This is a genomic window from Rossellomorea sp. QJM3NY_18 (assembly GCF_056173145.1).
Genome location: NZ_CM149659.1, coordinates 3,170,274 through 3,187,816, shown reverse-complemented (window position 1 = coordinate 3,187,816; position 17,543 = coordinate 3,170,274). Strand labels below are relative to the sequence as shown.

26 protein-coding genes are annotated in these 17,543 nt (G+C 38.7%); 23 read left to right on the top strand and 3 right to left on the bottom strand.

What is annotated here, in order from left to right:
- Window positions 1–28 precede the first annotated feature (28 nt).
- The 19 genes from AC0VXY_RS16480 to AC0VXY_RS16390 all read left to right on the top strand — a co-directional run bounded on the left by AC0VXY_RS16480 (window position 29) and on the right by AC0VXY_RS16390 (window position 12,421).
- Entirely contained in the window at window positions 29–412 is a 384-nt protein-coding gene (locus AC0VXY_RS16480) for a hypothetical protein (RefSeq protein WP_475525896.1), read from the top strand.
- A complete protein-coding gene (locus AC0VXY_RS16475) occupies window positions 334–801 on the top strand; it encodes a DUF3108 domain-containing protein (RefSeq protein ID WP_475527885.1) in 468 nt (155 codons plus the stop codon). Before AC0VXY_RS16480 ends, AC0VXY_RS16475 begins: the two co-directional genes overlap by 79 nt.
- 18 nt (window positions 802–819) lie before the next feature.
- The gene (locus AC0VXY_RS16470) at window positions 820–1,710 is read left to right on the top strand and encodes a hypothetical protein (RefSeq protein ID WP_475525895.1); all 891 of its coding nucleotides are present in this window, start codon (window positions 820–822) and stop codon (window positions 1,708–1,710) included.
- 243 nt (window positions 1,711–1,953) lie between these two features.
- Window positions 1,954–2,325, top strand: coding sequence for a VOC family protein (locus AC0VXY_RS16465; RefSeq protein ID WP_475525894.1), 372 nt, complete (start codon window positions 1,954–1,956; stop codon window positions 2,323–2,325).
- Window positions 2,326–2,463: 138 nt separating this feature from the next.
- On the top strand, window positions 2,464–2,781 hold the full coding sequence (locus AC0VXY_RS16460; RefSeq protein WP_475525893.1) for a PadR family transcriptional regulator: 318 nt from the start codon (window positions 2,464–2,466) through the stop codon (window positions 2,779–2,781).
- Complete coding sequence (locus AC0VXY_RS16455) at window positions 2,768–3,334, top strand: DUF2812 domain-containing protein (protein WP_475525892.1); 567 nt, start codon at window positions 2,768–2,770, stop codon at window positions 3,332–3,334. Before AC0VXY_RS16460 ends, AC0VXY_RS16455 begins: the two co-directional genes overlap by 14 nt.
- Window positions 3,335–3,492: 158 nt before the next feature.
- Entirely contained in the window at window positions 3,493–3,684 is a 192-nt protein-coding gene (locus tag AC0VXY_RS16450) for a hypothetical protein (protein ID WP_475525891.1), read from the top strand.
- 23 nt (window positions 3,685–3,707) lie between these two features.
- Window positions 3,708–4,184, top strand: a complete 477-nt coding sequence (locus tag AC0VXY_RS16445; protein ID WP_475525890.1) for a hypothetical protein — start codon at window positions 3,708–3,710, stop codon at window positions 4,182–4,184.
- Window positions 4,185–4,296: 112 nt separating this feature from the next.
- Complete coding sequence (locus AC0VXY_RS16440) at window positions 4,297–4,794, top strand: hypothetical protein (protein WP_475525889.1); 498 nt, start codon at window positions 4,297–4,299, stop codon at window positions 4,792–4,794.
- Between the two features lie 306 nt (window positions 4,795–5,100).
- Window positions 5,101–5,967, top strand: a complete 867-nt coding sequence (locus tag AC0VXY_RS16435) for a GNAT family N-acetyltransferase (RefSeq protein WP_475525888.1) — start codon at window positions 5,101–5,103, stop codon at window positions 5,965–5,967.
- A 59-nt stretch (window positions 5,968–6,026) separates the two neighbouring features.
- Window positions 6,027–6,512, top strand: a complete 486-nt coding sequence (locus AC0VXY_RS16430; protein ID WP_435989804.1) for an NUDIX hydrolase — start codon at window positions 6,027–6,029, stop codon at window positions 6,510–6,512.
- A gap of 67 nt (window positions 6,513–6,579) precedes the next feature.
- Window positions 6,580–7,398 carry an SDR family NAD(P)-dependent oxidoreductase gene (locus AC0VXY_RS16425; RefSeq protein ID WP_475525887.1) on the top strand — a complete coding sequence of 273 codons (819 nt, stop codon included), beginning with the start codon at window positions 6,580–6,582 and terminating at the stop codon, window positions 7,396–7,398.
- 90 nt (window positions 7,399–7,488) lie between these two features.
- Window positions 7,489–8,022, top strand: a complete 534-nt coding sequence (locus AC0VXY_RS16420) for an HAD-IIIA family hydrolase (RefSeq protein ID WP_475525886.1) — start codon at window positions 7,489–7,491, stop codon at window positions 8,020–8,022.
- Between the two features lie 332 nt (window positions 8,023–8,354).
- A complete protein-coding gene (locus AC0VXY_RS16415) occupies window positions 8,355–8,639 on the top strand; it encodes a hypothetical protein (RefSeq protein WP_475525885.1) in 285 nt (94 codons plus the stop codon).
- 5 nt (window positions 8,640–8,644) lie between these two features.
- A complete protein-coding gene (locus AC0VXY_RS16410) occupies window positions 8,645–9,067 on the top strand; it encodes a GNAT family N-acetyltransferase (protein ID WP_475525884.1) in 423 nt (140 codons plus the stop codon).
- A 330-nt stretch (window positions 9,068–9,397) separates the two neighbouring features.
- Entirely contained in the window at window positions 9,398–9,793 is a 396-nt protein-coding gene (locus AC0VXY_RS16405; RefSeq protein WP_475527884.1) for an NUDIX hydrolase, read from the top strand.
- A 140-nt stretch (window positions 9,794–9,933) separates the two neighbouring features.
- A complete protein-coding gene (gene plsY, locus AC0VXY_RS16400; protein ID WP_475525883.1) occupies window positions 9,934–10,506 on the top strand; it encodes a glycerol-3-phosphate 1-O-acyltransferase PlsY in 573 nt (190 codons plus the stop codon).
- 371 nt (window positions 10,507–10,877) lie between these two features.
- Window positions 10,878–11,300, top strand: a complete 423-nt coding sequence (fosM, locus tag AC0VXY_RS16395) for a FosM family fosfomycin resistance protein (RefSeq protein ID WP_475525882.1) — start codon at window positions 10,878–10,880, stop codon at window positions 11,298–11,300.
- 11 nt (window positions 11,301–11,311) lie between these two features.
- Window positions 11,312–12,421, top strand: a complete 1,110-nt coding sequence (locus AC0VXY_RS16390; protein ID WP_475525881.1) for a serine hydrolase domain-containing protein — start codon at window positions 11,312–11,314, stop codon at window positions 12,419–12,421.
- A gap of 29 nt (window positions 12,422–12,450) precedes the next feature.
- Here AC0VXY_RS16390 and AC0VXY_RS16385 read toward each other — a convergent pair whose 3' ends face one another.
- A complete protein-coding gene (locus AC0VXY_RS16385) occupies window positions 12,451–12,813 on the bottom strand; it encodes a hypothetical protein (protein ID WP_475525880.1) in 363 nt (120 codons plus the stop codon).
- Window positions 12,814–12,926: 113 nt separating this feature from the next.
- Here AC0VXY_RS16385 and AC0VXY_RS16380 point away from each other — a divergent pair, with 113 nt between their 5' ends.
- Genes AC0VXY_RS16380 through AC0VXY_RS16370 form a run of 3 tightly spaced genes read left to right on the top strand, consistent with a single transcriptional unit; the run spans window position 12,927 to window position 14,888 of the window.
- Window positions 12,927–13,550 (top strand): class I SAM-dependent methyltransferase, encoded by a 624-nt coding sequence (locus AC0VXY_RS16380; RefSeq protein WP_475525879.1) that lies wholly within the window; start codon window positions 12,927–12,929, stop codon window positions 13,548–13,550.
- 43 nt (window positions 13,551–13,593) lie between these two features.
- Window positions 13,594–14,325 (top strand): GNAT family N-acetyltransferase, encoded by a 732-nt coding sequence (locus AC0VXY_RS16375; protein WP_475525878.1) that lies wholly within the window; start codon window positions 13,594–13,596, stop codon window positions 14,323–14,325.
- A gap of 23 nt (window positions 14,326–14,348) precedes the next feature.
- Entirely contained in the window at window positions 14,349–14,888 is a 540-nt protein-coding gene (locus AC0VXY_RS16370) for a GNAT family N-acetyltransferase (protein ID WP_475525877.1), read from the top strand.
- A gap of 154 nt (window positions 14,889–15,042) precedes the next feature.
- Here the strand turns inward: AC0VXY_RS16370 and AC0VXY_RS16365 are convergent, their stop codons facing one another.
- Window positions 15,043–15,912 carry a DMT family transporter gene (locus AC0VXY_RS16365; protein WP_475525876.1) on the bottom strand — a complete coding sequence of 290 codons (870 nt, stop codon included), beginning with the start codon at window positions 15,910–15,912 and terminating at the stop codon, window positions 15,043–15,045.
- Between the two features lie 442 nt (window positions 15,913–16,354).
- On the opposite strand from AC0VXY_RS16365, the gene AC0VXY_RS16360 reads away from it, so the two are divergent.
- On the top strand, window positions 16,355–16,687 hold the full coding sequence (locus tag AC0VXY_RS16360; RefSeq protein WP_475525875.1) for a MazG nucleotide pyrophosphohydrolase domain-containing protein: 333 nt from the start codon (window positions 16,355–16,357) through the stop codon (window positions 16,685–16,687).
- A gap of 358 nt (window positions 16,688–17,045) precedes the next feature.
- Here the strand turns inward: AC0VXY_RS16360 and AC0VXY_RS16355 are convergent, their stop codons facing one another.
- Window positions 17,046–17,519, bottom strand: a complete 474-nt coding sequence (locus AC0VXY_RS16355) for a hypothetical protein (RefSeq protein WP_475525874.1) — start codon at window positions 17,517–17,519, stop codon at window positions 17,046–17,048.
- Between the last annotated feature and the right edge of the window lie 24 nt (window positions 17,520–17,543).

The following is a 17,543-nucleotide window of genomic DNA, read 5'->3' as shown; positions in this document are numbered from 1 at the left end:
GAATAGGTCCAAGCTGGGGGCAGAAAATTTGAGTGTAGCAGTACATAAAACAGTAGAACTACTGATTAAGAAAAATATAAGAAAAGACACAGAAATAGAGATAAAGAACTTACAAACAAATAAAGATGGGTTTAACAATAACATTGCAATGTTTCATCTTACCTATTCCCATGATGAGGGGGTATTTAGTGATGATGTTGTCCTAAAAGAATTTAGCGAAAATCTGAAGCTTACTAAAGAATTAAAACTTCTAAGGAGTAATGCTGTAAATTCCTTAATTAGTACTCCAACTGTCTATTTTGTAGATATTGAAAAGGGAATAATGCTGATGGAATTTGTGAAAGGGGATACATTGGACAGATACATCACATTGAAAAGGCAACGTTTAAACCTTCATTCACTGATTACTTAAATGGTAGTCAATTTCTGAAAGCCGAATATAGTGATGAAGAAGTGCATATCTCGATTAAAGATAGTGAAAAAACCTTCAAGCTAAAGGGATACTACGTAGACACGTTTTCTGTTGAGCTGCTATTGCGTGTGCTGCCGTTGAAGTCTGGTTATTCCCTGCGGTTAAATGGTTTCAATGCAACGCTTGAGTCAGAAGTCGATATTCACACTCAAGTAGTCGGTTCAGAGCGTGTCAATAGAGGGTTTGATGATTTTGTTGATGCTTGGAAGGTGAAAACGTATTTTGGAGAAACTCTTCAATACTATTGGATTGATCAAGCCAGCAAAGAGCTGCTGAAACAGTCTTCTCAGGTTGGAGATGGACTGATATTGGAATTTCGCAGAGAATGACGTCAGAGGTGAATAAAAATGAAAAGAAAGCTCCAGCCAACACCAGACATTTTAAAGCATTGGATAAAGGCATATGTACCAAATAAAGACCTTTTTTTCCTCCCAGAGAGCAACCTTGCCAGTTTTAAAGAATATCTAAGTAATGTCTTAGTGGTTCCCCACGAAGAGTTCAAAAACCATTCCTCTTATAAACAGGTACAACTTGCGAACAGCTTTGAGTATTGGAATCTATCAAAGGACGTTGACTATGTACTCGTAACACCTCCAGGCTGGGTGAATCATCTACCAGTTGAGAAGAAAATCGAGCTTTTTCAGATTCAAGTGGCAGTGGGCAGGGGCTTGATTCATCCAACCTCTGACTTCTCTGTAGACATATCCTCCCTCCGTAACAATGTTGTTGAAGTGAATGGAGAGAAGTATCTAGTTCTTCATAAAGCGATATGGGAAGACCTCTCTTATACTCGTAAAGAAGACCTCATAACAGATATTGCCCAACAATGGGAGGAGTGGACTTGCTATGATGTTCCGACCCAAACTTCTCCGCACTTGCTACGGTTTGCCAACACCTTCTCATCCAGAGCGGGAAGTAATTGTTTATCGGCTACACTCTTCGCCATCACTCAACAAGAATGGATGATACATGAATGGGTCCATCCTCAAACGTTTCTTCAAAGTTTAGAAAATGAGAATTATCACTTGATCACTTCTGAAGATATAAGAGCAGGTGATGTGCTTACATGGGAAAATGCAGACGGAATTATTCAACACGCCTCTTACTGCATAGATGGTCACTTCTTTTTTAACAAACGGGGACAGACCTTCTTTAATGCCTGGAGTATTGTGCATAGTGATGATCTTAAAGAAGACTGGGGTCACTATCCTATGAAGATCTTCCGGAAACATTCATAGGGAGGAGCAATCCATGACTACATTCAAAGAACTGACCTCAAGTTTTTTACTGATCATCAGTTGGTTTCTGTTTGCCATAAGTGCGTATCTCCTTTATTGGACGATCATTATGCCCGCATATGTCATCATTCCGTTCCTTCTTTTTGTAGCTACTGGTTTGGTGTGTTTTTATAGTTCTAGAAAACTTGATAGTAGAAAAAAAGCTAATAAGTAAAATTTTGAGATTGTAAGGGAGAGAAGAATATGAGCAAATCATTCATTGAACAAGTCCACTATATTAGGATTCCTGTGAAAGATGTGGAACAATCTGCACACTGGTACAGAGATGTATTAGGACTCCAGTTAGTAAACATGACGGAGGAACTTGCCGCTCTTAAAGTGAATGAAGGACCTTTCCTACTGATCCTCATCCCAACAGAAGATGAAACCTTTGCCCATTTTACAGTGAATCATGAACAAGAGTTCAGCATCGGCTTTGCTAGTCTGGAGCTTGCTAATTTTCATCAACACTTGATTGATCACGATGTGAAAGTCGATGAGATGAAAGAAGATGCCGGCCACGCCTTTTTCCACTTTTATGATCCTGATGGTAATAAGCTGCAAGCACATTGGTAATAAGTCATGCCGATCTCCGAATGTAACGGAAATCGGCTTTTTTAATTTTTTCAAAAATATGGTTTACTATTCAGTTGAACTGTAATAAACTGTTATTAAGCTGAACTATATAGTTGAACTGAATAAAAGGGTGAGAACATGAAACATAAATTATTGCCATTATCAGAAACGATGCATTACATTTTATTAGCTCTCCGTAAGCCACTTCACGGTTATGCCGCCATGCAGAAGATTGAAGAAATGAGTAATGGGACCGTTATGTTAGCGGCGGGTACATTATACGGTGCGATTGAGAACCTAAGTAAACATGGTTGGATCGAACCTGTCGGACATTCAGGCAGGAGAAAAATTTACAGTATCACTTCAGAAGGTAGCGCCATTTTGAAAATGGAGCAAGAAAGGCTCGTGCATATTTTATCCTTGTATGAAGGAAGTGAAGCGAATGAAGAAGTTTAATTGGTTCATCAGTATTGAAAAGGAAGAACGTTGGCTGAACGAGCAATTGCAACAAGGTTATCGCTGCACTAACATCAGTGGACTGGGCGTGTATACCTTCGAAAAAACCGACAAGAGATATGTGATGCGCCTGGACTATCAGGATAATCTATCCAAGAAGAAGTTGGAGGAATACAAAGGGATCTATGAGGATTTCGGTTGGAGCTATCTGAAAGGGTACTGGCTAAGTAGAATACAGTATTGGCAGAAAGAAAGTGATGATCAAAATGAAATCTTCTCTGATCGAGAGTCAAAGCGTCATTATTACAAACGAATCATGCGCTATTCCTTTTGGTTCGGTATGATGTTTCTGATTTATTCATTTAGGTACTACAGGGAGCCGGGATTATATCATGAAGGTCTTTGGAGTATGGAGAATGATCTATTTTGGAAAGCGTTTATCTTTGAAACTCCCTTTGTTCTGTTGAAACTGTTTCCTGCTTTTATGGTGGCTTTATTGGCTGGGAGCTATTATAAGGCTTATCGGAAGTATTCGGTGTTGAAAGAGCAATAGATGGAAAGGGGCTTATCCTGGGAGGATAAGCCCTTTTTATCTAAGTTTTTCTTGAGTAAGCTGCGCGATTTTGGAATAATTGGTATTAAGTTACATAATTTCAGCTTATCTTCTCCGTCACGCATTGTACCTTGTCGTTCTTAATGGGAGGTAATTAGATGGAAACAATAAATAGAATACAAGAACTATTAATGAGTGGATTTGCTTTTGTTGTTTATATTGCTATACCTGTGTTTATTTTGATAAAAGCTGTTAGGAGAAAGAAGCTCCCTAATAATGCTTATACTCCTGTAGATGATATACTTGATGGTAAAGTTAACGATCGTGAGGATGATGACTGGAGAGGTTAATTCAACCCATGAGGAGGAACATTATGAGAAAATTCTTCTTTTTGATAATCGCAGCGTCATTACTTTTAATAGGCTGTAGCGAGTTCGGTAATGGTAAGAGTTTCGTGACATATGATCATAACGAACTGGCAAGTGATTTAGAAAGCGAGGGAATTGAACCTAAATTACCGACTGAGCTTCCGGTGGATATTACAGAATATGAGATTGTGAAACCTCCGCATGAATCGGCTAGACACGAGATACAACTAACGGGTGAAAATGGTGAAATATTTAATTTGGTCGTCCATTCATCTCCAGTAACTTACGATGGAAAATTGGAAAATCAAGAAGAAGTGAAGATAAACGGAAATGAAGGTTTCTATGCTGTAAACGATCTGACTGGTCCATCTGTACATTGGACAGATGGCGATTATCATTACATTTTAGAATATCAAACGATTGGATTAGAGACAGAAGTGAACAAAGAAACAATGATGGCAATAGCAGAATCATTTAAATAGATGATTGGATCAGAAATTCGTGAAAATTCTCTTAACCGGTTTGGGGCAATAAAAAGCTCAGCCTGGTTAACGAAGTAATGAGTGAAAATAAAACGCAGACAAGAGGGATGATTTGAAGAAGGTAGTGTGTGTTTTATGCATCCTTTTATTATTTGGTTGTAGCAATGACATGGTGGACAATGAACGGATAACGATCCTCGAAAAGGAATCGTATGTAGCTTATTCTGATAGTCAAAATGTATTAGCACCCAGGGTATGCTTAGAAAATCAACAGGAAGAACAATCAAATGAACCGTTTTTAGTGACGTTTGAAGTAACCAGTGAGTTAAAGTCTATAGTTGAAAAAGAATCTAACGTTTCGATTGATAGTCGAAATCTGATGAATGGGAGTGAAGAAGACATTTCAATCCTACCACCAGATGGAAGATCATTTTGTATAGGGAAAACTTTTGCGCTAACTAAAGAGGTTGATCAAGATGAATTAGAAAATATGGTCGCTCAAGGTGATCTTAAGGTATCCGTTACTGAATTAGATGATGAATTGATATCATCATATACCTTAAAGGAGTTTGTGGTTGGAAAGCCGGATGGTTCGATAATTAAGCCGTAGGGGTTCAGCAATCAAGTAATCCGAAATCTTTTATTTACTTTCAGAAGAGGAATATGGAAAAGGCAGCCTACACATACAAGGCTGCCTTTTCTGTACGTAATTATATTGTAACCTCTACTTCCAAATGATATCAGTTTAATAGATGTAAGGTATCCCGAGTTGTACATCGCTTTAAATACCCTTGACTCAACACTTTAACTAGCATAATTATGTTAATATTGAAAATAATGGATATTACGTTAATGGACAGCTGGTGGTGAAAGAGATTACCACTCTCAAAATGGAATAGATAAAGGAGAAAAATAGATGAATACAAGCAACAAATCAACGTTAACTTTAGTCCGGTTTGACGAAGGAGACATTCCAGGTTTGATTGAGCTTTCTGAATCAGTTGGGTGGGACTATGATAAACACGAAATTGGTACGGTGATGTCAGCGGGGAGCGTTTTCGGTCATAAAAACGCTCAGGGGACCATTGTGTCAAGTGCAGCCATTATCTCTTATGAAGCGAGGCTCGCCTCCATTGGAATGGTCATAGTCAATAAGGAATATAGAGGATTTGGATTAGGGAAGGAAGCGACTCAACAATGTAGCGATTCTCTTTCAGGTGATACATCAATCATGTTGATTTCGACTGAAGACGGGAAACCTCTTTATGAAAGAATGGGATTCAAATCAGTTGATCGGGTGCATAAGTATATTTGCGACACCTACTCAACTTCAAATTTCGCTAACAGTTCAATTACAATTGAATCATTTCATGAAAGCTATTTTCATGAAATGGTGAAGCTGGATGAAGCGGCTTTTGGTGATAAGAGAAGTCATTTTTTGAAAAATAGAATAGCGCAGTCAGAACAGTCTGTAGTAGTGAAAGATAAAAATGGGGGCATGATAGGTTTTGGTATATCCATAAAAGGACCGGTCAATCTCATCATAGGACCAGTGGTAGCACATGATGCTCAGATAGCATCTATTATTTTAGATAAACTGGCCAGTGGACACCAAGGCAAGTTAAGGATCGATATACCATCAGGCCAGGAAGCATTTATGGAAGTATTAGAGCAATGCAGCTTTGTAAACGTGAGTAATCCACCCATTATGATGTTACATTCCACGAAGATGCCGCCGAGGAATGATGAATTATTTGGAATTGCTGCTCAGGTGTTTGGATAAGATGCAGGGATATCAATGGAAATGTCAGAACAAACACTTCTTTAGGAGGACAAATAAGTATGTCAGATAAAAAGTATCATAGAGCTTTTGGAGTATATGGCATCTATATAGAAGATGGAAAACTCTTAGTTATACATAAAAATGGTGGCCCTTATATTAATCGGTTTGACTTACCTGGAGGAAGTTTGGAAGAAGGTGAGAGTTTAGCAGAAGCGATGAGGAGAGAGTTTCTAGAAGAAACAGGTATAGAGATTGAAATTGAGAAACAAATCGGGGTTATTGATTTCAAGTTTCCCTCAGTGTGGAGAGATTTTACGAATGTTCATCATATTGCCGTTTATTACTCTGTGAGAAAGACCGGTGGAGAAATAGGCATACCGGAACAGTTTGAAGGACAAGACTCACTAGGAGCTGTGTGGGTATCCGAGCATGAGGTATCTCGGGAAAACGCTTCCCCTTTAGTGATGAAAGCTTTTGAGTGTTTGAAAACCAATGAGTTGGGGTTGAACGCAGAGGTTTATGAAGAGTGGGAAGTTTTGAAATGACTGGAATATCACGGAATGAACTACTATTTTTCTGTATCTAAAAAGTAGGTAAGGGAGCTAGCAAATTATGAAACCACTACAAGGAAAAATTGCTGTTGTCACAGGTGCATCCCGTGGAGCTGGTAGAGGGATTGCCTTGGAACTGGGCAGTGCAGGAGCGACGGTGTATGTGACGGGGCGAAGTGTAAGGGGAGCTACAACCGATGATCGCCCCGAAACGATTGAGGACACGGCCGATGGTGTCACTTCACGTGGAGGGAAAGGTATCGCCGTACGATGCGACCATACAAATGACAATGATGTGAGAAATCTGTTTGAGCGAATCGAAAGGGAACATGGCCGGATTGATATCCTAGTTAATAGTGTATTTGGTGGTTCCGAAAGTTCTCTACCTTCAGGAGAAGGAAGACATTTTTGGGAACGTCCACAAGAACATTGGGACGCAATGATGGTTGCTGGACCGCAAGCTTATTTACTGACCAGTCGCTACGCTGTCCCCTTGATGCAGCAACACCAAAGAGGGTTGATTGTAAATGTCACATTTTTTATTAAAGACAAGATATCTGGTAATTTATATTATGATTTAGCAATGAATGCCATCAATCGGATGACATTGGGGATGGCAAAGGAATTAAAGGACTTCAATGTTTCAGCCGTTGCGGTTTGTCCAGGCTGGATGAGGACTGAAAGAGTGACCGATTCAGGATTTGGACCGGAAGATGGAGCAATGGAAACGACAGCATATGTAGGCCGTGCCGTAGTGGCATTAGCAACAGACCCAACGGTATCGAGGTTTTCAGGCGACGCCTTGATGGTGGCTGATCTAGCAAAATTATATGATTTTACAGATGTGGATGGAACTCAACCATTGCCGTTTGGAGGATAAGCAGCAACTAGTTATTTAAAGATTAGCGAATGGTATTCGAATATTAAATGATAATACACACAGGAGTATATGGGGAAGGGGAACCGTTACATGAACATTGAAGCCGTTTTCATTGACCGTGATGGAACGATTGGTGGTACGGGACACTTTATTCATCCGAAAGATTTCTCCACATATTCGTTCAGTCGAGCTGCATTACAAATGTTAAAGGATCATTCTATTAAAACCTTTGCCTGTACGAATCAACATAGAATTAGCAAGGGTGAAGCTACTCTCGATGATTTCTATAAGGAATTTCAATCATATGGATTTGATGATGCCTTTATTTGTCCTCATCGTTCAGATGATGACTGCCATTGTCATAAGCCAAGACCAGGATTGCTTTTAGAAGCATCACAAAAATATAAGCTGGATTTAACCAAAACTGTATTTATCGGTGACGTTGGTTCAACAGATATGTTGGCAGCTCATTCTGTTGGAGCCATGAAGGTTTTAGTGCTTACGGGATGGGGACATGGTTCTCTAAATCAATACAGGGAAAACTGGGCAGATATTGAACCGGATTATGTTGCTAAAAATCTTTTAACTGCTGTTAAATGGGTCATAAGTAAAAATGAAGAATAATATATTAATGCACAACAGGGGGATTATCTAATTGATCTCCTTTTCACCATTCAGCGGACAAACAGGAGGTGTTAATGATTTGAGCTTACCTTTTATCCTTTATTGGATTCTACGTTGGCTTTATCCTACTGGCTTCCCTTGCAGAAAACTACGACATCTCATCCTTGTACGTTGTACATGTAAAAGAGGATGGGGTAGAGATTTTCCCAATGATAAATCCTTTCATCATCATGTTTTTATATGTATTAGGTTCTCATAAATTGATTTCCAGAATGAAAAAGAAGGCTTGAAAATCGTGATATCCTAATCGTTGTCGGAAGGGGATAAATACTATGAATTCCGCCAAACAAGATAAAAATCAGCGGCTTCGAATAGCGCAGGGTTTATACAGAAAGAAGAAGCATAGAAATATAAAATATAAAGAAAGCAAACTGTGGTCAGCGGTTCTTGTTATTTCTGTCTTGCTGGCACTCTGCATTCTTATTATTACGGAGTTGTACTATATTGATAGTGGTGCATCATTGCCTGGATTTTTAAAAAAGATGGCTGAAGCTTTTAACCTTATTTTTTGGAAGAAAGAATTAATATTTGAGATGAAAAATATGAATTTGGAGTGAATGGAATGATAAAAGAATTAACAGAAGAGAAAGAATGGCTTGAAGCATTTCCGGTATTAAACGAATTAAGAACCGATCTGAACAAAAGCACATATCTTGAACTTCTCCAAAGTATGAGAGAAGAAGGATATAAGCTGTTTGCGATATATGTTAATGAAAAAGCTGTTGCAGTAACAGGAATAGCAATTCGAACCAACTTTTATTATGGAAAGCATGTTTTTGTTTATGACTTGGTTACTCAATTTTCACAACGTTCCAAAGGATACGGTGAACAATTACTTTCATATATACACCAATATGCTATTCAAAACGGGTGTGGGATCGTCGCGTTAGAATCAGGCTTAATTCGCGAAGAAGCACACAGATTTTATGAAACTAAAATGGGTTACGAAAAATTTTGTTACTCATTCAAAAAAGTAACTATATAATTCATTTCATTATTTGTTTTTGTCTATTACGTTTATTCAATAAAAGGTGTTTGACATGATTAATTTTGAAACTAACAAAATTAATAAATGGAAGATTGAATTAGAAATTATGAATTCAAACTCTTCTTAAAATCAGATGTCTAAAAGTAAAAGCACTATTAACTACGATGATTATTTCATGAACATCAAAGTTGGGCAGTTAATGAAGCTTTAAAGAAAGTGTGGGTCCTCAACAAAGGGGGCATTTGCTAAACAAGCTGCCGCCCCCTTAATGTTAAATTATTAAGCTAAAAACTTTAATAAGACTTTATTGACTAAGGGATGATGGGATTGCGAGATAGAGCTTCGGTAGTAATTGTAAAAAACAATAGGGTTGCACTAATTAAAAGAATTAGAGAGGAAAATGTATATTATGTTTTTCCCGGTGGTGGAATAGAAAATGGAGAAGCACCAGTAGATGGGGCGAAAAGAGAAGCGTTGGAAGAATTGGGTGTAGAAGTGAAGGTGAATAACTGCATTGCAGAGGTTGAAATCAACGGAACCCAATACTTTTTCCTATCTGAAATAATTGATGGGAAATTCGGAACTGGACAAGGCGAAGAGTACATAGATGAAAATAGAGATAGAGGTACATATTTGCCTATGTGGGTTAATTTAAATAAATTATCGTCTATTGATGTCAAACCTAAAGAAGTTGCTTTAAAGGTTCAAGCCTTATTCAAGTAAAGGGGGTTTTGCTTATTGATCTCAGGCTATTATCCAACTTCAATTATCAGACAGTTTAACTCAAAAAGGATAACAGGAAATAATATACAACAAATAGAAATACTTAAAATAACAAACTAAGTGAGGAGATAATACTTAATTTGAACATTCTAACTCTGATTTTAAGTTACTTAATAGGCTCCATTTCATTTGCTTTAATAATCGGTAAAGTATTTTATAAGAAAGATATTCGCGGATTCGGTAGTGGAAATCTTGGGGCAACGAATGCTTATAGAGTGTTAGGCATAAAAGCAGGAGTCATTGTTGCAATTGCTGATATATTAAAAGGTACACTTGCTTGTTTACTTCCACTAATCCTTAGTTCTGCGATTGACCCAATTGTTTGTGGCTTATTAGCTATATTAGGACACATATTTTCGGTATTTGCTAATTTTAAAGGTGGAAAAGCTGTTGCGACAGCAACTGGTGTTTTTTTATTTTTGACGCCTGTAGGTGTTTTGGTTGGTTTTGTAGGGTTTGTACTAACTTTGTTATTTACTAAGTATGTATCCCTAAGTTCAATGTTGGCAAGTATAGCATTATTTATTTATAGTCTACTATTTGAAGATAAAGTTATCATAGCACTTTCGCTACTAATAAGCGTGTCAATAATCCTTCTTCATCGACAGAATATAAAGAGAATCCTAAGTGGCATAGAGAACAAAATAGTCTAAAAATATTGAGTATACGTGGGCTATCGCAGAAGATTAGGTAGCTGTTCTTCGGGCAGGATAAGGGAATAACGATACAAAATATAAATAAGTAAGGGGACCTTCACAGAGGTTCCCTTTTTTAATTTGTAAAAAACAAAAAAATTGTGAAAGTACCCAGCAAAAAGAACGTTTAATAAATATAAATGTTTTTCGGGGGGAGAAGGAATGAGAAAAGATTATGAAGTAAAAGGTTAAAGGTTGGTGGGGGCTTATCCACAAAAGGATGAATGCCTATTTTGTTTACGAATTTTTCTTGAGAAAGTCGCTCTAATTTGAAATAATTGGTATTGAGTTGAGTGAAAGATTAATAAAACGAAGTAGAGGTGAATCTCATGAAAATTAAAGGACTTAATCATTTTCTCTTCTCTGTTTCAGACTTGGAAAAATCCATCCGCTTTTACCAGCAGGTGTTCAATGCAAAGTTACTCGTAAAAGGGAAAACCACAGCCTACTTTGATCTTCATGGCCATTGGCTTGCCCTGAATGAGGAAAAGGATATCCCGAGGAATGAGATCTCACATTCTTATACTCACATAGCCTTTTCTATCGAAGAAGAAGATTTTGAACAGGCGTATAAAGAGTTAACTGATTTGAATGTAAACATTTTGCCAGGTCGAAAGAGAGATAGTCGTGATAAGAAATCAATTTATTTCACTGATCCTGATGGTCATACATTTGAGTTTCATAGTGGCACCTTGCAAGATCGAATAGATTATTATAAGGAAGCTAAACCTTATATGGAATTTTATGAGTAGGGGGTGAGTCTATGCCAGATTCTAGTAAGAAAGTACGAAACATGCCGCTTGTAGAAGGTACAGTTGGCCGCGGCTTGATCCTTGATCGCAAAGACAATCCAATTTTCACACCGGTATTTGACCACGTAAAAGCAACTTTTAACAAGGTCATCTGCTCAGGAGCCTCCACTCTTATCATTCATCAAAATTCTATTGTGTTCGAGCAGTACATAGGGAAGCAGTCAGGGAAAGAAAACGCTAGAACAATTCAGGCTGATACTCAGTTTCACGTGGCTTCAGTTAGAAAAAGCTATATCGGTTTTGCGGTTTCTTATGCAGTGTACTATGGCTGCATAAACAGCATAGATGATCCGGTTTTATCCTATTTGCCTGAACTTGATGAGGACATTTGGAAAGGCACCACGATAAGACATTTACTTACTCATACACATGGATTAACTCAAGAAGCAAATGAAGACATTCGGGAGTTTACTCCAGGTTCAAGCTGGTCTTATAAACAAATTGGGATCGAGGCATTGACTCAGATTGTCAAACGAACAACAGGTAAATCAGTTGCAGCCATCATTCATGAAAGTGTCTTTACCCCTTTAGGGTTTACCGAATCGGATTGGTATTCACAGAAGCACGAAAAGTTGGTTGATGTCGTGTTGCGTTATAAAGGGGATGAAGACTGGAAGACCAGTGAAAGCACTGAAGGGGACAAAATGAATATGTATGTATCGACCAGGGAGCTCGCTTACTGGGGGTATCTTCATTTGAAGAAAGGAAAAGTGAATGGAAAGCAAATTGTTCCGAGAGAAATAATAGATATGGCCACCTCTTTTCAAAGTCCTTCCACACTACATAAAGACTTACCTCAAAATGGTTTCTTATGGTTCGTTAAAGATTTACCTGCCAAAAAGACAGAGATTGATCATCAAGTCCCTAAAGGATCCTACCAAATACTTGGATTTACAAATGTAACCCTATTAGTTATTCCGGAAGAGGATATTGTGGCAGTTCGTATGTTTAATAGCTTTGGCTCTCCTGAGGGTTATGATTACTTATCCGATGTACGATCGTTTGGAGATACGGTTATGGCTTGTGTAAAGAATGCATCCAAATGTAGTTTAGAGGAGTAAGGAAATGAAGAGCCGGCATGCCAGCTCTCTTAGTTGCCCTCATCATCCAAATAAGAAATAGCTATCTGAAACGCCTTTATCCTCCTCTCAATATAGGTCCGCTGCCCACTCCCGGGCTTTGTCTTCTCAAGAAAAGAAGGAAGCATCAACAGCAAGCCTTCCAGCACCTCTTTTGCTGCTAATAACTCATCTTTGCTGACAACCAGCTCCTTACCTTCCAACCGTGCATGAAGAACGTCTTCGCCAATCCTTGCTGCTTTCAATCGTTTCTCAAGCAAGTTTGTCTGCGGTGTGCCTGGTTTCATGCGAGCAAGAGCATTTTCCGATTTACGGATGACCGAACGAAACGCTTCAATCGATTGCTCCTGTTCTTCCGGAGTGAATTGTTTCATGACAATCACCTCCATTCTCTAAAAATGAACTATATGTAGTGTACCAAAAATCAATCCCCAACACTGACTTTTGATATAATGACGACAAAGAATCTTAAATAGGAGCGTGACCGATGGAACAGAACGTTTTTGAAGAAATGGCCAAGCGATACGATACAGATGAACGAAAAGAACTTGCTCGGATTGTCGTGAAGGAAGTGAAAAAAGAACTGCAAGACAGTCAATCTAAATCCTTAATCGATTATGGGAGCGGTACAGGGCTTGTTGGTTTGGTTCTTGCCGATATGGTCGAATCGGTTTTGTTAATCGATTCATCGGAGCAGATGTTAGAAGTGGCGAAAGCAAAGATCACCCAAAGAGCAATCCCCAACGCAGATGTCCTTCATTCCGATTTTACACAGGGAACACCTGATGTGAAAGCAGACATTATCCTCATGTCGCTCGTCCTTCTCCACATCCCAGATACCCGAAAGATTTTACAAGAAATGTGCACGATCCTTAATGACGGTGGCAAACTGATCATCGTGGACTTTGACAAAAACGAAGAAATCAACCACCCAAAGGTTCACAACGGATTTGTTCATGAAGAGTTGAAAGACATACTCTCTGAAGTAGGATTTACTTCTACTGAAATTAAGACATTTCATCACGGAAAGCGTATGTTCATGAAAAAGGATGCTTCGATGTTTATCACGAGCAGTACGAAAGAAGTGAACAGTAATCATTCAGGAAACTGAGTTTTCTCGAATTTACTGAGTAAGGATGGAAGGGAGAAAATAGATGGTTAAGAAAGATATGACATATCGAGTGTATGCCAATTGGGCTGAGTTTCTTGGATGTGACTATTCAGACCTACTTGTTCCTAATGTGAAGGTGTTGCAGCATTCCAAGAGTTTAGATGGGTATAACGGTATTTACGCTTTCTCCAATGGAATCTCCAGTATCATATCTGCACCATCAAAATACGTACCAGTGATGGGCGAAGCGGTAAGGAATTTAAGACCTGCCGTAGTATTTGATGGTGAATGGCTAGGTCAATCAATAAATGGAAAATATGCGAAAAGCATCGGTCCGGCATTTCAAGGGTATGTAGAGAATGACTCACTCCTTCAACCATCTTCTTCATCCGTGGTCGAATACAAGAGTGAGCACCACAGAACGTTATTGGGGGATTTGCGTGAATCATGCTCAGAAATCGAATGGCAGCACAGTTCCATTGATGAGCAGAAGAGGCCTATCTTATTGAAGATCCTTAATGGGAAAGTAGTGGCAGCAGGTTCTTGGAGAAAAGGAGAATCAGGATTTCTGAGTGTCGGGATTATTACCCATCCTGCTCATAGAGGGAATGGCCATGCGAAAACAGTTGTAAATGCCCTCACAAAACGAGGATTAAACAGTGGTGGGACTATGCACTATCAAACGCTTGAATCCAATACCCCATCCGTTTCCATTGCCCAGTCCTTAGGATATAAGCGTTTAGGAAGGACGATCGCTATTAGATTGAGTATGTAGAACTTACCTTTGGAGGTATATGAATGAAGATAAGACCCGTAAAAAAAGAAGAATATCGTTTTATTGAAGATTTTGTATATGAGATATTCAGTAACACCACTTTTTCAGATGGAGTCATTGAAAAAGCCTTGGTGAAGGAGATCCGGGAAAAACACTATTATATTCCGCAGCTTGAGCTGGTCGTTGAAGAAGAAGGAAGGATCATCGGTCACTTTATCCTTTCCAAACTTCCAATTAGTCATAGACATGAACATGAAATCTTGATGTTATCCCCCGTTTCAGTAGCAATAAATAAACAACAACAGGGCGTTGGCACGTTTATGTTAGAGGAAGGTATCACATTAGCTGCTGAAATGGGCTTCAAAGGAATCATTGTTGAAGGAGATGCTCGGTACTATCAACGTTTTGGATTTAGGACATCAACTGAATTCGGAATCTATGCGTCTGAGAAAAACCTCCCGCCTTCTGATGAGAACTTAATGGCTTTGGAATTGTGTGAAAATGGGCTGGAGGATATATCGGGTGAAGTAGATTATTCGATTTATCGTGCGTTGAGACATTAGTATTAAAAATAGTTAAATTACGATCATAGACCCAAGAAAAAAGGAGGCAGGGGGATATACACTCACTTCCTTTTTCCTTGGGTAACTAATTTTTTACTGGGAACGAAATTACATGATATCGATCATTTCAATTAGTTAGAGAAAATAATCTTTCTCAGTTGGACTGCTTCACGCTAAGTATGGTGATCGTCACCAGGATGACCGCCATTCCCAAAATTTGAATCGTGTTCAAGTGGTCTCCGATTACCAGAACTCCAAATAATGATGCTGTCACCGGCTCTACCATAGCAACCATTGAAGCATTTGCAGGTGTAGTCCTTCGAATTCCAATCACATACAATAAAAATGACAGTCCAGCACCCAGGAGCCCTAATAGCAAGAACAACCCTAAATCCCTTGACCCCAATACAGCTGCTGCTTCACCTTTGTCCGTAAAGAAGAAAAGGATGAGACAAAATGAAAAAAAAGCAATGGTTAACGTGGTGGGTGGTTTTCCGAGTGAAGACGCATTTTTAAACCCGAATATAAACAAAGCATAGGATAGTCCAGCGGCAAGCCCAGCTGCCATTCCTACAAAACTCACTGAAATCGATTCAGTATTGTAGGCACCTGTAAGGAGGATAATCCCCACAAGAACACCGGTAATGCAACACCATTTAAACCAAGTAGAATGTTCTAATCGTAATAAAAAGGAGATTAATAGGACGAATATAGGTGCGGTGTACATTAAAGTAGCGGCAATGGCAACGCTTGAGGCTTGGATACTTAGAAAATAAAAAGTGAAGTTCCCAGCAACGCCAACACCCGCTAAAAAAGACCATATCCAAATACGAGTAGTGATGCCTCGGTTTTGTCTAAAGCGAAGGAGAAACCACACGAAAAAACATATAAACCCAACAGCCCCTCGGTAGAGTGAAATCACAATGGGATCCCACCCCTTATCCATTAAAATATCGGCAATCCCACCACTAATGCCCCAACATATAGCAGCAAGAATAACTAAACCTATCCCTGTATATTTCATCGTGTGCCTCCTAAAGATAAATTTGGTACGAAAAACCTTAGCAAGATTAATAAAGTTGTTAAGGGTAATTCCTTTAATCTTCCTTGCCTAAACCTATGGAAGGATGGTTTCTATTAAATGGGAAAAATGAAACAACAAAAATAAAGGGTTACAAGAGGAATGGTACATAGCAACAGCGGGGAATATAGAAGTTATCTTAAGTAGTATTTTTTAAAAGAAGTGTATGAAGAAGCAGGTATTCATTTCGTTATCTCGAAAAGGATTGTTAGAGAAGTAATGAGTTTAATCATTATCTATGCTTAATATCGGAGCAGGTTAGTAGAATTTGAAATATTAGGAAGTGGGGTGATATGTGATTAGAAAACTATGAAATCAATTATTTTCTACGGTGGCATTCATGCGAAATTGAAAAATTATTTTAATAAGAAATGTGAGGATTCATATGACTCTACTAACATTCCAGGAGTTACAGAGCTACTTAGCACTAAAATACAAAGAGGAACGCACTTCATCTGCTTTGTTTATGAAGCTAGTAGAAGAAATAGGAGAGGTAGCAGAAGTACTAAATCAGTTAGAAGGTCGAAAAGAAAATACAGGGAATACTTCATTAGAAAAAGAGTTAGTGGATGTTATACATTACGCAGTAGCCATTGCGAGCATAAATGAGATTGATCTAACAAAGGCCATTCTGAAAAAGGATAAACAAGCTTCAGTTAAGTATAATCAATCTCCAAATTTAGAAGAATTTTTAGGGGTACATAATAAAGAGGATTAGCATAAAAAGCCAAAGGTCAGTTCAGCTTCTCCTTTATTCATATGAAAGACAGTTTTACGGAATATGAAGGAGAACAGGTTAAGCGCCAGAGCTGATAAATAGACGGAAAAATTCCGCTTAATTAGAGATTTCTATTAAAAATGATTGAAAGAATTCCGCCTATTTACTCCAATAGTTCCAATGATGGGCGATTTTTCAGTGCATAAGCGGAAAACCTCCGCTTATTTAACCCAAAAACATGTTACATCTTAAATGTAACCGGAAAAATTCCGCTTATTATGTATTCCTCTAATAAAGAGACTCGCCAAATACGGCGAGTCCTTCAATTCAAAATAGTGGCCAGAAGCTCATTTTAGATTTATGGCTTGCTCGGAACTTTAATCGCTTTAATCATCTGTCGTATCGAACCAAGATGGTACGCGGAGTGGGCGATCACCCCGAGCAGACCCGTTACTGTCTGTTCATCTAAGGAGTCAAGTGAATCAATCGTTGTAAGCAGTTTGGAGTATTCTTGTTGAAGTTCAGAGGTGAATTGTGTCCATGTGATGGTGTCTACGCTCGTAATTTTCCAGGATGCTTCCCAGTCTTTGACGGGTTCTTCTCCATTCAAATAGGATCTTGCCACCCATACATAATAGCGGGTGTGATCGGTTTGGGCGGCGATTGTCGTTCCGTTGACCGGTAACGACGCGTCTGTTGCCGATAATCCTTCGAGTGTTCCGAATAAACCACTTCCAGGCTTCGATTCTGTGTACCAGCTTCCGTTTCCTTCAGGTCCTTCAAATGTTTCCTTCAACAACGTATTAACAGCTGTCAACATCGGATTCTCCATTATAGTACCTCCTGAAATTGTATT

Excerpts from the sequence above, each read along its gene's own strand:
- AC0VXY_RS16470 (WP_475525895.1), top strand. The coding sequence starts at position 820 with ATGAAAAGAAAGCTCCAGCCAACACCAGACATTTTAAAGCATTGGATA.
- AC0VXY_RS16355 (WP_475525874.1), bottom strand. The coding sequence starts at position 17,519 with ATGGAGAATCCGATGTTGACAGCTGTTAATACGTTGTTGAAGGAAACA.
- AC0VXY_RS16445 (WP_475525890.1), top strand. The coding sequence starts at position 3,708 with ATGAGAAAATTCTTCTTTTTGATAATCGCAGCGTCATTACTTTTAATA.
- AC0VXY_RS16390 (WP_475525881.1), top strand. The coding sequence starts at position 11,312 with ATGCCAGATTCTAGTAAGAAAGTACGAAACATGCCGCTTGTAGAAGGT.
- AC0VXY_RS16415 (WP_475525885.1), top strand. The coding sequence starts at position 8,355 with ATGAATTCCGCCAAACAAGATAAAAATCAGCGGCTTCGAATAGCGCAG.
- AC0VXY_RS16370 (WP_475525877.1), top strand. The coding sequence starts at position 14,349 with ATGAAGATAAGACCCGTAAAAAAAGAAGAATATCGTTTTATTGAAGAT.
- AC0VXY_RS16465 (WP_475525894.1), top strand. The coding sequence starts at position 1,954 with ATGAGCAAATCATTCATTGAACAAGTCCACTATATTAGGATTCCTGTG.
- AC0VXY_RS16430 (WP_435989804.1), top strand. The coding sequence starts at position 6,027 with ATGTCAGATAAAAAGTATCATAGAGCTTTTGGAGTATATGGCATCTAT.
- AC0VXY_RS16455 (WP_475525892.1), top strand. The coding sequence starts at position 2,768 with ATGAAGAAGTTTAATTGGTTCATCAGTATTGAAAAGGAAGAACGTTGG.
- AC0VXY_RS16360 (WP_475525875.1), top strand. The coding sequence starts at position 16,355 with ATGACTCTACTAACATTCCAGGAGTTACAGAGCTACTTAGCACTAAAA.
- AC0VXY_RS16460 (WP_475525893.1), top strand. The coding sequence starts at position 2,464 with ATGAAACATAAATTATTGCCATTATCAGAAACGATGCATTACATTTTA.
- AC0VXY_RS16380 (WP_475525879.1), top strand. The coding sequence starts at position 12,927 with ATGGAACAGAACGTTTTTGAAGAAATGGCCAAGCGATACGATACAGAT.
- AC0VXY_RS16375 (WP_475525878.1), top strand. The coding sequence starts at position 13,594 with ATGGTTAAGAAAGATATGACATATCGAGTGTATGCCAATTGGGCTGAG.
- AC0VXY_RS16385 (WP_475525880.1), bottom strand. The coding sequence starts at position 12,813 with ATGAAACAATTCACTCCGGAAGAACAGGAGCAATCGATTGAAGCGTTT.
- fosM (WP_475525882.1), top strand. The coding sequence starts at position 10,878 with ATGAAAATTAAAGGACTTAATCATTTTCTCTTCTCTGTTTCAGACTTG.
- AC0VXY_RS16410 (WP_475525884.1), top strand. The coding sequence starts at position 8,645 with ATGATAAAAGAATTAACAGAAGAGAAAGAATGGCTTGAAGCATTTCCG.
- AC0VXY_RS16365 (WP_475525876.1), bottom strand. The coding sequence starts at position 15,912 with ATGAAATATACAGGGATAGGTTTAGTTATTCTTGCTGCTATATGTTGG.
- AC0VXY_RS16420 (WP_475525886.1), top strand. The coding sequence starts at position 7,489 with ATGAACATTGAAGCCGTTTTCATTGACCGTGATGGAACGATTGGTGGT.
- AC0VXY_RS16435 (WP_475525888.1), top strand. The coding sequence starts at position 5,101 with ATGAATACAAGCAACAAATCAACGTTAACTTTAGTCCGGTTTGACGAA.
- AC0VXY_RS16450 (WP_475525891.1), top strand. The coding sequence starts at position 3,493 with ATGGAAACAATAAATAGAATACAAGAACTATTAATGAGTGGATTTGCT.
- AC0VXY_RS16425 (WP_475525887.1), top strand. The coding sequence starts at position 6,580 with ATGAAACCACTACAAGGAAAAATTGCTGTTGTCACAGGTGCATCCCGT.